The following is a 14,709-nucleotide window of genomic DNA, read 5'->3' on the forward strand; positions in this document are numbered from 1 at the left end:
GCCGCCAGCCGCCGCGAGCCTCGAGGCGATGCCGAGACCGATGCCGTCGCTGCCGCCGGTGACGACGACGCGCGTGCCGGTCAGATCGCGGACGGTGATGTCGATGCCCCGCGCCGGACAGTGTGCGCTCCACCAGATCCATGAAAGGTGCCGGCCCGCACACGTAGAAGTCGGTGTCCTGCGGCTCGTCCCCCACCACGGCGCGGATCTCGTCCTCGGTGACCAGGCCGTCCCGGTCGTCGAGGTGATGCCGTACGTCGAAGCGCCCGGTATGCCGGACGACGAGTGTGTCCAGGGCGGTGGCGAAGATCGCGGACCGGTGGTTCTGATGCGCCGTCAGCAGACGGATCGGCCGGGTCGTGGTGGCCAGGGCGCTCTTGACGAGCGAGAACACGGGTGTGATCCCGCTGCCGCCCGCGAAGGCGACGAGCGGACGCCCGCCCCTTCCCTCGCGCAGACAGAAGGAGCCGGCGGGCCGGGACACGTGCAGCGTGTCACCTGCCCGGAGTTCCCGGTGCATCCACTGCGAGACGAGGCCGCCGGGCACGCGCTTGACGGTCACGCACACCTCGCCGTCGGTGTCGGGAGAGCTCGACATCGAGTAGCTGCGCAGAGCCCCGCAGGCCCGGAACGTGAGGAACTGCCCGGCGCGGTAGGGGAAGGAGACGTCGAGGACGAAGGTGCGGACGTCCGGCGCCTCTTCGATGACCCGGGTGATCCTCGCCGGATGGAAGCCGTGGTCGCGTGCCATGTATGGAACTTACCTTCTCGCCGTGGGAGAGTGCAATTCTCATACGCCCATCACGCGTAAGAGAGGTGCCCGAGACATGTCGACGTTTTCTCCCGCCGCGCTGCGGACCGTCCCGGCCGAACTGGCCGCCCGCTACGAGGAGTCGGGCTGGTGGACCCGTGAGACCCTCGGGGACCTGCTGGCGAGCGGCCTGGCCAGGTCGGGGGGTGTGGAGTTCCGCGTGCACTCGGACGTCCGGCCGTGGGCCGGGACGTTCGCCGACGTGGAGCTGGTCGCCCGCCGTCTGGCCGCGGGACTGTGGGAACGCGGAGTCGGGCCGGGTGACGTGGTGGTCATGCAGCTGCCCAACTGGATGGAGGCCGCCGCCGTCTTCTGGGCCTCGGCCCTGCTCGGTGCCGTGGTGGTCCCCGTCGTGCACTTCTACGGGCCGAAGGAAGTCGCGTACATACTCGAGGTCACCCGCCCGAAGGCGTTCTTCGCGGCCGAGTGCTTCGGTAGGCAGCGGTTCCGCCCGGACCTGTGCGCGTCGGTCCCGGTCGTCGGCGTGGTGGGCCACGACTTCGACGAGCTGCTGGCCGAGGAGCCGATGCCCGGCGTGGTCCCGGTGGACGCGGGCGCGCCCGCGCTGATCGCCTTCACCTCCGGCACCACCCGCGATCCCAAGGGCGTCATCCACAGTCATCAGACCCTCGGTTACGAGACGCGGCAGCTGGCCGCCTCCTACCCGCCCGACCGGGGCCGGCAGTTCACCGTCGCTCCGGTCGGCCACTTCATCGGCATGGTGAACGCCTTCCTCATCCCCGTTCTCGACGGCACCCCCGTCAACCTGGGCGACACCTGGAACCCCGGCCAGGCGCTCGCTCTGATCCGCGGCGAGGGGCTGGCCGTCGGGGGAGGGGCGGCGTACTACATGACGAGCCTCGTCGACCACCCCGACTGCACGCCGGCGCACATCGCCGGGCTCAAGTACGCGGGCCTCGGCGGCGCGGCCGTACCCTCGGCGGTGACGACCCGGCTGGAGAACCTCGGGATCACGGTGTTCCGCGCGTACGGCTCGACCGAGCACCCGTCCGTCACCTGCACCCCGTACGACGGCCCGGCCGGCAAACGTCTGCACACCGACGGCGTGGCGTTGCCCGGTGTCGAACTGCGCCTGGCCGCGGACGGTGAGATCCTCACCCGCGGTCCCGACCTGTGTCTCGGTTACACCGATCCCGGGCTGACCCGTGCGGCGTTCGACGCGGAGGGCTGGTACCGCACCGGTGACATCGGTTCCCTCGACGAGGACGGCTGGCTCTCCGTCACCGACCGCAAGGCGGACATCATCATCCGGGGCGGGGAGAACATCAGCGCCCTCGAGGTCGAGGAGATACTGCTCGGCCTGCCCGGGGTGTCGGAAGCCGCCGTGGTCGGCGTGCCCGATCCGCGCCTCGGGGAACGCGCCGCCGCCGTACTGCGTATGCGGTCAGGGTGGCAGGCCCCCGGCCTGGCCGAACTGCGGCTGCACCTAGAACGGGCCGGCCTGGCGCGGCAGAAGTGGCCCGAGCAGATCCATGACGTGGACGACTTCCCGCGCACGCCCAGCGGCAAGGTGAAGAAGTTCGTCCTTCGCAACCGCATTGCCACTCCCGCTGGATGAGAATACGATTCTCGCAATCGGTGAAGGAGGATCTCATGCCGTCTCGCGAGCTCACGTATCCGCTCTTCGACGCGGACAACCACCTCTACGAGACCCAGGAGGCACTGACCAAGTACCTTCCGAAGGAGTACGACGGGGCCATCCAGTACGTGAACGTCCGCGGCCGCACCAAGATCGCGATACGCGGGCAGATCAGCGAGTACATCCCCAACCCGACCTTCGACGTCGTGGCCCGCCCCGGTGCCATGGAGGAGTACTTCAAGGTCGGCAACCCCGACGGCAAGACCCGCCGGGAGATCTTCGGCGAGCCGATGCGCTCCGTCCCCGCGTTCCGCGAACCGGGACCGCGCCTGGAGCTGATGGACCAGCTCGGTGTGGACCGCAGCCTGATGTTCCCGACGCTGGCGAGCCTCATCGAGGAACGGATGAAGGACGACCCGGAGCTCATCCACGCGGTCATCCACTCCCTCAACCAGTGGCTGCACGAGACGTGGGGCTTCACCTACAAGGACCGCATCTTCACCGTTCCCGTCATCACCCTCCCGGTCGTCGAGAAGGCCATCGAGGAGCTGAACTGGGTGGTGGAGCGGGGCGCCCGGGCCATCCTGATCCGGCCCGCCCCCGTTCCCGGCTACGGCGGCACACGGTCCTTCGCCCTGCCGGAGTTCGACCCCTTCTGGAAGCGGGTCGTCGAGACCGGCGTCCTGGTCGCCCTGCACTCCTCCGACTCCGGTTACGCGAACTACGCCAACGACTGGGAGGGCCAGCGGCGTGAGTTCCTGCCGTTCAAGCCCAACGCCTTCCGCCAGGTCAACGAGTGGCGGCCCATCGAGGACGCGGTCACCTCCCTGATCTGCCACGGGGCGCTCTCCCGCTTCCCCGAGCTGAAGATCGCGGTGATCGAGAACGGTGCCTCGTGGGTGGAGCCGGTACTCAACCGGCTCGCCGACGTGCACAAGAAGATGCCGCACGAGTTCCAGGAGGACCCGGTCCAGGTCTTCCGGCGCAACATCCACATCAGCCCCTTCTGGGAGGAGGACATGGCCCAGCTCGGCGGACTCATCGGCATCGAGCGCGTCCTGTTCGGCTCCGACTACCCCCACCCGGAGGGCCTCGCCGACCCCGTCACCTATGTCGACCACCTCACCAAGCTCAGCGAGGAGGACAAGGCCAAGGTGATGGGCGGCAACCTGGCCCGGCTGATCGACGCATGACACCGACGACGGCGCGGTGGCGCAGCATCCCCGAGCTGGTACGGAGCGCGGCCGACCGCTTCGGGGACGCCGAAGCCGTGGTCGACGGCGAACAGCGCCTGACCTTCACGGAGCTGGCCGACCGGGTCCGGCGCACCGCGGGGGCGTTCGCCTCGGCGGGCGTCGGCCCGGGGGACCGGGTCGCCCTGTGGGCACCCAACTCGGCGGAGTGGATCGTCGCCGCCTTCGGGCTGCTGACCGCCGGCGGGGTACTCGTGCCGGTGAACACACGGTTCCTCGAGGACGAGGCGCACGACATCGTCGTACGCAGCGGTGCCAAGGCGCTGCTGATCCAGAACGGCTTCCTGGACCGGACGTTCACCGGCCCGCCCGGCGTGCCCGTCATCGACCTGAGGAACGACGGCTTCCTCGCCTCCGGCCGGCCGCTGGAACGCGAGGTCGGCGAGGACGACCTGGCCGACATCGTCTACACCTCCGGCACGACGGGCCGCCCCAAAGGGGTGATGAGCACCCACGGGCAGACCCTGCGGCTCTACTCGGAGTGGTGCGACCTCGCACAGCTCCGCCAGGGCGACCGTTACCTGATGGTCAACCCGTTCTTCCACATCTTCGGCTACAAGGCGGGACTGGTCGCCTCCCTGATCCGGGGCGCGACCGCGCTGCCCCTCGCGGTCTTCGACGTCGGCCGCGTGCTGGAGCTGGTGGAGAAGGAACGGGTGACCGTCCTGCCCGGCCCGCCCACCCTCTACCACTCCCTCCTGGAGGCGGACGGCGGACGGGACCTGTCCTCACTGCGCGTGGCGGTCACCGGTTCCGCCGACATTCCCGTCGAACTGGTGCGCCGGATCACCACGGAGCTGCCCTTCAGCCACCTCATGACCGGCTACGGGCTCACCGAGGCCGGTACCGTCACCGCCTCCCGCCCGGGCGACCCGTACGAGGCCGTCGCGACGACCGTCGGCAAACCCTGCCGGGGCTTCGAGGTGCGCGTCGCCGAGGACAAGGAAGTCCTGGTCCGCGGCTACTCCGTGATGCGCGGCTATCTCGACGACCCGGAGGCCACCGCCGAGGCGATCGACGCGGACGGCTGGCTGCACACCGGGGACCTGGGGGAACTGGACGAGGAGGGCCGGCTCAGAATCGTCGGCCGCAAGAAGGACATGTTCATCGTGGGGGGCTTCAACGCCTACCCGGCCGAGATCGAGGGCTTCCTGCTGGAGCACCCCGCCGTCGCCCAAGTCGCCGTCGTCGGCGTGCCCGACGCACGCATGGGACAGGTCGGCAAGGCGTTCGTGGTGCGGCGCGGCGAGGTGACCGAGCCCGAGCTGATCGCGTGGGCCAAGGAACGGATGGCCGGGTTCAAGGTGCCACGCCACGTCGAGTTCCGCACCTCGCTGCCGCTCACCGCCACCGGCAAGGTGCTCAAGGACCAACTGCGCTGACCACGGGGAAGCCCGGGCACGCCCCACCTCACACAAGGACGACGCCCCGTCATGACCGACGACGCCCGCACCGCCTCCGGCATTCCGCTGAAACCCCTGTACGGCCCGGAGGACCGGCCCGCCGATCCTCCGCCCCCCGGTGCCTTCCCCTTCACCCGAGGCAACTACCCCACGGGCTACCGGGGTCGCACCTGGACCCTGCGCCAGTACTCCGGCTTCGGCACCGCCGAGGAGTCCAACCGCCGCTACCGCTACCTCCTGGACCAGGGAGGCACCGGACTGTCGGTCGCGCTCGACCTGCCCACGCAGTGCGGGTACGACTCCGACGACCCCGAGTACACGGACGAGGTCGGACGCGTCGGCGTGGCCCTCGACACCCTCGCCGACGCCGAGATCCTCTTCGACTCCATCCCCCTGGACCGCATCAGCACCAGCTTCACCATCAACGGCACTGCCGCCGTCCTGCTCGCCTTCTACGTCGCCGCCGCCGAGAAGCGCGGCATCCCTCGCGAGAAGCTGACCGGCACCATCCAGAACGACGTGCTCAAGGAGTACGCCTCCCGCGGCACCTGGATCTGGCCGCCCGAGCCGTCCCTGCGGCTCATCGCGGACACCATCGAGTTCTGCGCCGCCGAGGTGCCCCGCTTCAACGCCATCTCGGTCGCCGGGGCGCACTTCCGGGACGCGGGCGCCAACGCCGTGCAGGAGATGGCGTTCACCCTCGCCGACGGAGTGACGTACTGCGAGACCGTCCTCGAACGCGGTCGCATGACCATCGACCAGTTCGCCCCGCAGATCTCCTTTTTCTTCTACACCCACGGCGACTTCTTCGAGGAGGTCGCCAAATACCGCGCTGGACGGCGGCGTTGGGCCACGCTGGTCCGGGAGCGGTTCGGGGCGAAGACCGACAAGGCGTGCATGTTCCGCTTCGGCTGCGTGGCCGGCGGCGCCTCGCTGTACGCGCCGCAGGCCCGCAACAACACCGTCCGCGTCGCCTACGAGGCGCTCGCCTCCGTCCTCGGCGGCGTCCAGTCGATGTTCACCGCCGCCTGGGACGAACCGTTCGCCCTGCCCAGCGAGGAGTCGGCCACCCTCGCCCTGCGCACCCAGCAGATCCTGGCGCACGAGACGGGCGTGACGAGCGTCGCCGACCCGCTGGGCGGCTCGTACTTCGTTGAGGCACTGACCGACGTCACCGAGGAGCGCATCGAACGGATCATGGCCGACCTGGAGGCGCACGGCGGCATGGTGCGCTGCATCGAGGACGGCTATCTGCAGACCCTGATCGCCGACGAGGCGTGGCGGCTGCACCAGGAGGTCGACTCCGGCGCACGGCCGGTGGTTGGCGTCAACCGCTTCACCGCCGAGGAGCCCCCGCCCGACCTCGCCACCTACGAACTGGACGCCGAGGGCCGGGAGCGGCAGCTCAAACGGCTCGCGCGGGTCAAGGCGGAACGCGGCAACGCCGACGTCCGCGCCCGCCTCGACGCCCTGAAACACGCCGCCGAAGGAGACACCAACCTGATGGGCCCCTTGATTGACTGCGCCAACGCCTACTGCACCGTGGGCGAGATGGCGGGCGCCCTGCGCGAGGTGTGGGGCGAGTTCCGGCAGCCGGTGGTGTTCTGATGGCGCCGCCGGTACGCGTCCTCGTCGCCAAGCCCGGACTCGACGGGCACGACCGCGGTGCGAAACTCGTCGCCCGCGCGCTGCGGGACGCCGGGTTCGAGGTGGTGTTCACCGGCATCCGCCGCCGTGTCGACGACATCGCGGCCACCGCCGTACAGGAGGACGTGGCCCTGGTCGGCCTGTCCATCCTGTCCGGCGCCCACCTCGCGCTGACCCGCCGCACGCTGGAGGCCCTGCGCGCGGCCGGCGCGGACGACATCCCCGTCGTGGTCGGCGGCACCATCCCCAGTGGGGACGTGGACCGGCTGTACGAGGCCGGGGCCGCCGCCGTGTTTCCCACGGGAACGGCCCTGGACGTCCTCGTGGCCGAGATCCGCGCCCTGACCGCCGCATCCGAAGCCCTTTCGACCTCTGAGGAATGACATGCGAGTCGGAGTGATGAGCGGCCCCGAGCGGGGCGACGCCGCCCACAAGGCGGACCGTATGATCGACGACGCCCGCTCGGCCGAGGAGGCCGGATTCGACACGGTGTGGGTACCGCAGGTGCCCACCGACTTCGACGCGCTGACGGCCGTGACCCTGATGGGGCGCGTCACCTCCCGCATCGAACTGGGCACGGCGGTCGTGCCGGTGCACGCCCAGCACCCCGTCGCCCTGGCCCGACAGGCCCTGTCCGCGCACGCGGCGGCCGGTGGACGCCTGGCCCTCGGCGTAGGCGCCTCCCACCACTGGATCGTCCGCGACATGCTCGGCCTCCCCTACGAGAAACCGGCCGCGTACACCCGCGCCTACCTGGAGGTCCTGAGCGCGGCGGTCGGCGGGGCGGCGTCCGTGGACGTCGAGAACGACGTCTTCCGCGTGCACAACCCCCTCACCGTGGGCCCGGTCTCCCCGCTGCCGGTCCTGGTGGCCGCGCTGGGCCCGGTGATGCTGCGGATCGCGGGAGCGCTCACCGACGGGACCGTGCTCTGGCTGGCGGACGAGCGGACGGTGGCCGACCACGTCGTCCCGGCGATCACCAAGGCGGCACAGGAAGCGGGACGCGCGGCACCCCGCGTCGTCGCCGGCATCCCGGTCTGCCTGTGCGCGCCGCACGAGGTCGACGCGGCCCGAGAGCGAGCGAACCGCATCCTCGGTGAGGCCGAGGTGTCACCCAACTACCAGCGCCTGATGGAACACGGCGACGCCCGTGACGTCGGCGATCTGTGCGCGGCCGGCGACGAAGCCGCCATCAGGGCGCGATTCCGGCGGTTCGCGGACGCGGGCGTGACCGACCTGTCCGTACGCCTGCTGCCCATCGGCAGCGGACGCGAGGAGCTGGTCGCCTCCAAGCTCCGCACCCGGGACGCGGTGGCGGCGATCGCCGCGGACTTCCGGTGAGTGGTCCGGGGCCCCTGTCCGGGCTGCGCGTCCTGGAGGTCGGACACATCCTGGCCGGGCCGTACGCCACCATGCTGCTGGCTGACCTGGGCGCACAGGTCACCAAGGTCGAACCGCCCGGCGGAGACCTGTCCCGTCAGGTCTCCGACGCCTACTTCGCCAGCCTCAACCGGGGCAAACGCTCCGTCCGCCTGGACTTGGCCGCCCCGGAGGGGCAGGAGCGGCTGCACGAGCTGGTGAGGGGCGCCGACGCCCTCCTGGTCAACCTCAAGCCGTCGGCCGTCCACCGCTACGGCCTCACCTACGAGGCGCTGAAGCACTGGAACGAGAGGCTGGTGTGCGTCGCTCTCACCGGCTGGGGCATGGATGCCGGTGACCAGCCCGCGTTCGACTACGTCATCCAGGCCGCCGTCGGCATCGCGGCGCTCACCGGCGAGCCCGAGGGCCCGCCCCAGCTGCCCGGCTACTCCTCCGCGGACAACTCGGCGGGCCTCGCCGCCGCGCTCGGCCTACTGGCGCAGGTCGTCTCGGGGCGCGGCGGACAGGTCGACGTCTCCCTGCGCGACGTGATGCTCTCCCAGCTCAACTACCACGCGGCCGCCTGGCTCAACGACGGCGCAACCCCGCGCCGCCTCGGCGGTGCCCACGCCTACTACGTCCCCGCACAGCTCTTCCCGACCGCGGACGGACACCTGGCGCTGTTCATCACCCACGACGCCTTTTGGCGCGTCTTCGCCACCGAGGCGGGCATCGACGGCTACACCACGATGGCTGAACGGGCGGCCCACCGTGAGGAGGTCGTCGCCGCCGTGACGGAGGCTCTCGCCACGGACACGGCGGCGGGCTGGGAGGCCCGGCTGCGCCCCCTGCACGTACCAGCTGCCGCCGTGCGGAGCCTGCCCGAGGCCCTCACCGAGGCAAGCGACACGATCGTGGAGGCGGGCGGTCACCGGTTGGTGGGAAGCCCGTTCCGCATAGCCGGCTACGGGCCTGTATACGGGGCGCCGCCGCGGCTGGGTGAACATGGGGATGCCGTCTGATCCGAGGTCTGTAGCGCACCCGGTGGCTTCCCGTTGGCGGTCTTCCCGCTATTTACGAGGTCACGTCCCATGATGTGGCTCGTTGTTGCGGTGTAAGCGTCTCCGATGAGGTTCGCGGGAGCTTGATCCTGGTGTTCACGTCCCTCGGTGAGTGCGTTGCTGTACGGGAGGGTGAGCGCGGCGATGAGAGCATTGCGGTCTCGCTCCAAGCCCAGGGTAAAGGTGCGCAGACGCGGCAGACCGGCTACGCGGACCTGGACGATCCAGAGGTCGAGCGTGTCGTCATCTCTCGGAGTGGGCTTCGGAGGCTGGGCGAACTTCCCGACACAGGCAGTTAGCTGAGCCGAATTGAAGCAGGCCGCGGTAAGCCGGGCCAGGAGGTTTCGATGCTCGGCCTTGAGGTTGGCGGGCCTGGTCATGAGCATCCGGAGATCGTCAGTCCTGTGGCCGATCGACGACGGGCACGGCGGTGACGGGGTTATGGCCTGTGGCGACCAGCCGCATGACGAAACCCGCCACCTCTTCAAGCTGCCGGGCGTGCTCCAGTCCACCTATCACGGCGGGCACGCCACCGAGGTCGCGGATCAGCTCGCCGGCGATGTCGAGTGCCGCTTTGTCATTGCCGCACATCGCCACGGTCCGCCTCGGTTGGTCCGGCGTCGGCGCCAGCCAACTCGTCCCTGCGAACAGGTGCAGCGCCTTGACCACGCGGCTGCCTACGGCTTGCTTGGCGACGTGCTGTACTACCGACCCGGTGGGTGGCTTGAGCAGGCCGGAGGCGTAGTCGACCGCGTTGGTGCAGTCGATCACGGCTTTGCCCGCCAATGATCCCTCGTCGGCCTCGGCGAGAGCGAGCGCCTGGTCGAGCCCCTCCCACGCCACTGCCAAGACCACGGCATCGCTTGCCCTGGCCACCTGCACGGGGTCGGCCGCCTCGACCGTGTCACCGAGCCGCTCGGCGATCGCCCGAGCCTTGTCCTGTGAACGGCCTCCGACGAGGACGTGGTGCCCACTTCGCATCCACGCCTCCGCCAGTGCCGAGGCCATCACGCCGGTGCCCAGAATTCCGATACGCACGTCACTCTCCCGTTCCTCGGAGCCTGATGTCTCGCTACGGTAGGAACCTCGGGCCTACCAATCGGTAGGCCCGAATTCAGTAGGAAGAGACGTGTGAACGACTACTGCTCGCCCTTCGCCGCAGACTGTGCGGTGCGACTGGCCGCCGACCTGATCGCCCATACCTGGGACCCAGTGGTGCTGATGGCGCTGCGAACGGGCAGACGCCGCCGGATCGACCTTCTGAGCGGCATTGCCGGCGTCAGCGACAAGGTCCTGACCCAGACGCTTCGCCGTCTGCATGCCAACGGCTTGATCATACGGATCACCACGCCGGCCGACCGCTCCGTGGCGTATGAGCTGTCCGAATTGGGCCACAGCCTCGCTGACGGACCGCTGGCAAGCCTTGGCCAGTGGGCGATCGATCACGCCGATCAGGTCCTCGCCGCTCAAGAGCACCACAGCACTGGCATCCGCAACGGAGCAGCGGCCAGTTAAAAGGCCGGGCGGACCACAGGTCCTGACAGAGCTGTTGACCAAGCGACCGTCGACTTGTCCGCATCAGCACCAGTGTGGCGCGCGCCCTTGACCGAAGGGCACACGGAACTGTACCGGGTGACTGGAACCAGTGGTGACAGCATTGCACAGGCTGCCTACGACCGTTGTGGGGCCGGCGCGTGCTTTTTCCAGCACTACCAGGGCGAAGGACTCTTCTGGGTCGTTCCTAGCTGCGGACGACACCATCTCCCCGATTACCTCGACGGTAAATCGACTTCCGCCTGGAACAGGACGCCGATCCCCATCATCCTCTACGACGGCACCTACACTGGGCGACTGGGAACCATGCCGGGGTGGTTCCAGGGCGACCTCAACCCCACCCATGACAACAGGTTGAGCTCCGTCGACGCGGCTTGCTGAGACGTCTTGCCGTCCCTGCGAGTGAGGCACTGGTCTGCTTCAGTCGATGAAACTCGCCGTGAAAAACCACAACGGCTTTGATGCAACCAAGGCGGCCACGGGCTTCTCCGCCGTGGCCGCCCCGTATTACCCTTCAGATGACTGTGGCTTGCGGCCACTTTTTTCCGTCAGGTCTGCGACTAGTGATCCTTGGCAACTATCTGGGTGGGAACCGCAACGCACCGTCCAGGCGTACCACTTCACCGTTGAGGTAATTGTTCTCGCATAGGTGCTGCACCAGCGCGGCGTACTCCTCGGGCCGACCCATTCGTCGAGGGTGCGGTACCTGGGGCCCCCAGTACTCCTCCAGTTTCTCGGCGGCTTTTCCGTATGCGGGCGTGAGGACGGTGCCGGGAGCGACGGTTGCCACGCGGATGCCGAGCGGTGACAAATCACGGGCGGCGACCAGGGTCATCGCCGATACGCCGCCCTTCGCCGCCGCGTACGGCAGTTGGCCGATCTGTCCTTCGTACGCGGCGATGGACGAAGTGGTGACGATAACCCCGCGTCCGCCGTCCCCGTCGACGGGCTCGGTGCGGCCGATGGCCGCGGCGGCCAGTCGCAGCACGTTGAAGACTCCGGTCAGATAGACGTCGACGGTCGTGCGGAATCCCTCGAGGGCCATCGGTGAGCCGTCCTTACCGATGAGCCGTCCGCCGCTTGCGGGCCCCCCGTGGCAGTCGACCGCGATCCGGAACGTGCCCGCCCGTTCGGCCTCGTCGACCGCGGCCCGGACCGAGTCCTCGTCGGTGGCGTCGGTACGGACGTAACGCACCCCCAGTTCCGCCTCCAGGGCCTTGCCTCTGTCGTCGGCGAGGTCGGCGACCACTACCCGGGAGCCCGCGGCACACAGCCGCCGGACCGTGGCCTCGCCCAGCCCTCCCGCTCCACCCACCACCAAGGCTGCGCAACCGTCGATGTGCATCGGATTCACCCCTCTTGCGACTGTGGATCTGAGTGTAGGAGAATCACGTTCTCATGAATATAGCCGTGATCCTGGAAATGGCCGCCTCGGCGGAGGATCGGCCAGCCGTCACCGAAGGCGGCCGCACGCTCTCCGCCGCCGAACTCCAGCGCCTGGCGCGCCACGCGGCCGACCGCTTCCGTGGCCGCACCGCAGTCCTCTACCTGGGGCCCAACCACCTCGCTTACCCGGTCGCCCTGTTCGGCGCCGCACTGGCGGGAATTCCCTTCGTCCCCCTCAACTACCGCCTCGGTGAGGAGCAACTGGGCGCGCTGATAGCCCGGCATCCCGGTGCCGAGGTGCTGAACCCGGCCGACCTCGACGCGCTGCTGGCCGCTTCCGGGGAGGCCGAGTGGCTGCCGGCTCCGCAGGACCAGGAAGCCGTCGCGGTCGTTCTCTACACCAGCGGCACCACGGCGGCCCCCAAGGCGGCCCTGCTCCGCCACCGCCACCTGCTCGCCTACGTCTTAAACACCCAGGACTTCGGATCGGCGGAACCGAGCGACGCCAGTCTGGTGGCGCTGCCGCCGTACCACGTCGCCGGCCTGATGAACCTGCTCACGAACCTGTACGCGGGACGCCGCGTCGTCTACCAAGGCGTCTTCCAGCCGGCCGACTGGCTGGCCACGGTACGCCGCGAGGGCATCACCCACGCCATGGTGGTCCCGACCATGCTGGCCCGTCTGACCGTCGAACTGGGTGAAGCACGGGCCGAGACCCCGACCCTGCGCAATCTCGCCTACGGCGGCGCGCGTTGCCCGCGTCCCGTGGTCGAGCGGGCCCTGCGTCAGTTCCCGGACACCGGCTTCGTCAACGCCTACGGGCTGACGGAGACCGCCTCATCGATCTGTGTGCTGGGTCCCGACGACCACTGGGGGGCGGTAGCGTCCGAGAACCCGGCGGTCCTCGCACGACTGGGCTCGGTGGGGCGGCCACTGCCCGGCGTCGAGGTCGAGATCCGTGACGAGGACGGTAAGACGCTGGAGCCGGGGGGCACCGGGCTCGTCTTCGTGCGCGGCGCCCAGATCTCCGGCGAGTACGCGGGCACGGATGACTCCGGTGACGGAGACGGATGGTTCGCCACCCGGGACCGCGGGCGGCTGGACGAGGACGGTTACCTGTTCCTCGAGGGCCGCGCGGACGACACGATCATCCGGGGTGGCGAGAACATCGCCCCCGCCGAGATCGAGGACGTCCTGCTTCAGCACCCGGGCATTGAGGAGGCCGCCGTGCTTGGCCTGCCGGATCCCGAGTGGGGGCAGCGGCTGGTCGCCGTCCTCGTCGGTGCGGGCGACCCGGATGAGATCCGGTCCTTCGCCAAGCGCCGCCTGCGTTCCTCGAAGACCCCGGACACCGTCGTCTTCCGCTCCGAACTGCCCCGCACCGCCACGGGCAAGCTGCTGCGCCGCACCCTCGTGGCCGAGCTCGCCGAACCGGAGGAGATCACCGATGCCTGACGCCGTGCTCGTCGCCGCCCTGCGCACCCCCATCGGCACCGCCTTCAAGGGCAGCCTGCGCGACACGACAGCCCACGAACTCGCCGACCGCATCGTCGCGACGGTGGCGGAGGGCCTCGATCCCGGTCTGGTGGACGACGTGGTCCTCGCCGAGTCGCATTACGGAGGCGGAGTCGTCGCCCGTCACGCCGCGCTGACCGCCGGACTGCCGCACGTACCCGGACTCGCCCTCAACCGGCACTGCGCGGCAGGGCTGGCGGCGGTGCAGACCGCCGCCGCCTCGGTACGGGCCGGCATGGACCGGCTGGTCCTCGCCGGCGGCGTCAACTCCGCGTCCACCGCCCCCAAGCTGTCCTTCCGCGGTGTCGAGGGCCCGTGGGTGCCGCCGTCCCACCCGGACCGGGCCGACGCGCCCAACCTCGACATGTCGATCACGGTGGGCTGGAACACCGCGGTGCGAGCCGGGATCAGCCGCGAGGAGATGGACGCGTGGGCGCTGCGCTCGCACCGCAATGCCGTGCGCGCCCTCGACGAAGGGCGCTTCAAGGACGAGACCGTGCCCGTCGACACCGCACACGGCCCCTTCGAGGCGGACGAACACCCGCGCCGCGACACCAGCGCGGAACGCCTCGCCGCCCTCAAACCGCTCCACCCCGAGATCGAGGGTTTCTCCATCACCGCCGGAAACGCCTGCGGCGCCAACGACGCGGCGGCCGCCGTAGCGGTGGCGGACGCGGGTCTCGGGCTGCCGGCCCTGGCCACCGTACGCGCCTGGGCCTCCGTCGCCCTCGACCCCGCAGAGACCGGCCTCACCCCCGTGCAGGCCATCCCGAAGGCACTGGGACGGGCGGGCCTCACCGTGTCCGACGTCGACCTCTTCGAGATCAACGAGGCTTTCGCGTCCGTGGCCGTCGCCGCCGTCCACCGCCTCGGCCTCGATCCGGACACCGTGAACGTCAACGGCAGCGGCTGCTCCCTCGGGCACCCTGTCGCGGCCACCGGCACCCGCATGATCGTCACCCTCGTCCACGAACTGCGCCGCAGGGGCGGGGGAGTGGGTGTCGCGGCCATGTGCGCGGGCGGGGGGATGGGATCCGCGCTGGTCCTGGAGGTTCCCGCACCCTGAAGGCGCGCACGAGGGTGCCCGGACCCCGAGGTCCGGGCACCCTCGCGGGCACGT

General features: G+C 69.9%; 13 protein-coding genes and 2 pseudogenes. 11 read left to right on the forward strand and 4 right to left on the reverse strand.

The window, feature by feature from the left end; translation table 11 throughout:
- Positions 1-751 (reverse strand): FAD-binding oxidoreductase (locus RIF68_RS01010; protein WP_375165654.1); only part of this gene is annotated, 751 nt, incomplete at its 3' end.
- A 76-nt stretch (positions 752-827) separates the two neighbouring features.
- On the opposite strand from RIF68_RS01010, the gene RIF68_RS01015 reads away from it, so the two are divergent.
- From RIF68_RS01015 to RIF68_RS01045, 7 genes are read left to right on the forward strand one after another with little or no spacing between them, the layout of a single operon-like run.
- Complete coding sequence (locus tag RIF68_RS01015) at positions 828-2,390, forward strand: AMP-binding protein (protein WP_279562181.1); 1,563 nt, start codon at positions 828-830, stop codon at positions 2,388-2,390.
- A 35-nt stretch (positions 2,391-2,425) separates the two neighbouring features.
- On the forward strand, positions 2,426-3,604 hold the full coding sequence (locus RIF68_RS01020; protein WP_309049190.1) for an amidohydrolase family protein: 1,179 nt from the start codon (positions 2,426-2,428) through the stop codon (positions 3,602-3,604).
- Positions 3,601-5,046 (forward strand): FadD3 family acyl-CoA ligase, encoded by a 1,446-nt coding sequence (locus RIF68_RS01025; protein ID WP_309049191.1) that lies wholly within the window; start codon positions 3,601-3,603, stop codon positions 5,044-5,046. Before RIF68_RS01020 ends, RIF68_RS01025 begins: the two co-directional genes overlap by 4 nt.
- Before the next feature lie 51 nt (positions 5,047-5,097).
- Positions 5,098-6,675 (forward strand): methylmalonyl-CoA mutase family protein, encoded by a 1,578-nt coding sequence (locus RIF68_RS01030; protein ID WP_279562178.1) that lies wholly within the window; start codon positions 5,098-5,100, stop codon positions 6,673-6,675.
- Entirely contained in the window at positions 6,675-7,097 is a 423-nt protein-coding gene (locus tag RIF68_RS01035; RefSeq protein ID WP_279562177.1) for a cobalamin B12-binding domain-containing protein, read from the forward strand. Before RIF68_RS01030 ends, RIF68_RS01035 begins: the two co-directional genes overlap by 1 nt.
- Before the next feature lies 1 nt (position 7,098).
- A complete protein-coding gene (locus RIF68_RS01040) occupies positions 7,099-8,055 on the forward strand; it encodes a TIGR03564 family F420-dependent LLM class oxidoreductase (RefSeq protein ID WP_279562176.1) in 957 nt (318 codons plus the stop codon).
- Positions 8,052-9,095: a CoA transferase gene (locus RIF68_RS01045; RefSeq protein WP_309049192.1), complete on the forward strand. Its 1,044-nt coding sequence runs from the start codon at positions 8,052-8,054 to the stop codon at positions 9,093-9,095. Before RIF68_RS01040 ends, RIF68_RS01045 begins: the two co-directional genes overlap by 4 nt.
- 140 nt (positions 9,096-9,235) lie before the next feature.
- Here the strand turns inward: RIF68_RS01045 and RIF68_RS01050 are convergent.
- Together RIF68_RS01050 and RIF68_RS01055 are read right to left on the reverse strand one after the other, a co-directional pair.
- A pseudogene (locus RIF68_RS01050) lies at positions 9,236-9,523 on the reverse strand (ISL3 family transposase); the annotation flags it as partial.
- Positions 9,524-9,530: 7 nt separating this feature from the next.
- A pseudogene (locus RIF68_RS01055) lies at positions 9,531-10,181 on the reverse strand (NADPH-dependent F420 reductase); the annotation flags it as partial.
- 84 nt (positions 10,182-10,265) lie between these two features.
- Here RIF68_RS01055 and RIF68_RS01060 point away from each other — a divergent pair.
- Positions 10,266-10,649, forward strand: a complete 384-nt coding sequence (locus RIF68_RS01060; RefSeq protein WP_279562174.1) for a helix-turn-helix domain-containing protein — start codon at positions 10,266-10,268, stop codon at positions 10,647-10,649.
- Positions 10,650-10,766: 117 nt separating this feature from the next.
- Complete coding sequence (locus RIF68_RS36370; protein WP_375165655.1) at positions 10,767-11,069, forward strand: peptidase inhibitor family I36 protein; 303 nt, start codon at positions 10,767-10,769, stop codon at positions 11,067-11,069.
- A gap of 196 nt (positions 11,070-11,265) precedes the next feature.
- On the opposite strand, the gene RIF68_RS01065 is transcribed toward RIF68_RS36370, so the two are convergent.
- Positions 11,266-12,033 (reverse strand): SDR family oxidoreductase, encoded by a 768-nt coding sequence (locus tag RIF68_RS01065; protein ID WP_309049193.1) that lies wholly within the window; start codon positions 12,031-12,033, stop codon positions 11,266-11,268.
- Between the two features lie 53 nt (positions 12,034-12,086).
- On the opposite strand from RIF68_RS01065, the gene RIF68_RS01070 reads away from it, so the two are divergent.
- Entirely contained in the window at positions 12,087-13,529 is a 1,443-nt protein-coding gene (locus tag RIF68_RS01070; RefSeq protein ID WP_309049194.1) for an AMP-binding protein, read from the forward strand.
- Positions 13,522-14,655, forward strand: a complete 1,134-nt coding sequence (locus tag RIF68_RS01075; RefSeq protein WP_309049195.1) for a thiolase family protein — start codon at positions 13,522-13,524, stop codon at positions 14,653-14,655. Before RIF68_RS01070 ends, RIF68_RS01075 begins: the two co-directional genes overlap by 8 nt.
- The last annotated feature ends 54 nt before the right edge of the window (positions 14,656-14,709 follow it).

It is taken from the genome of Streptomyces sp. (genome assembly GCF_031178505.1).
GTDB classification, from domain to species: Bacteria; Actinomycetota; Actinomycetes; order Streptomycetales; family Streptomycetaceae; genus Streptomyces; species Streptomyces gulbargensis.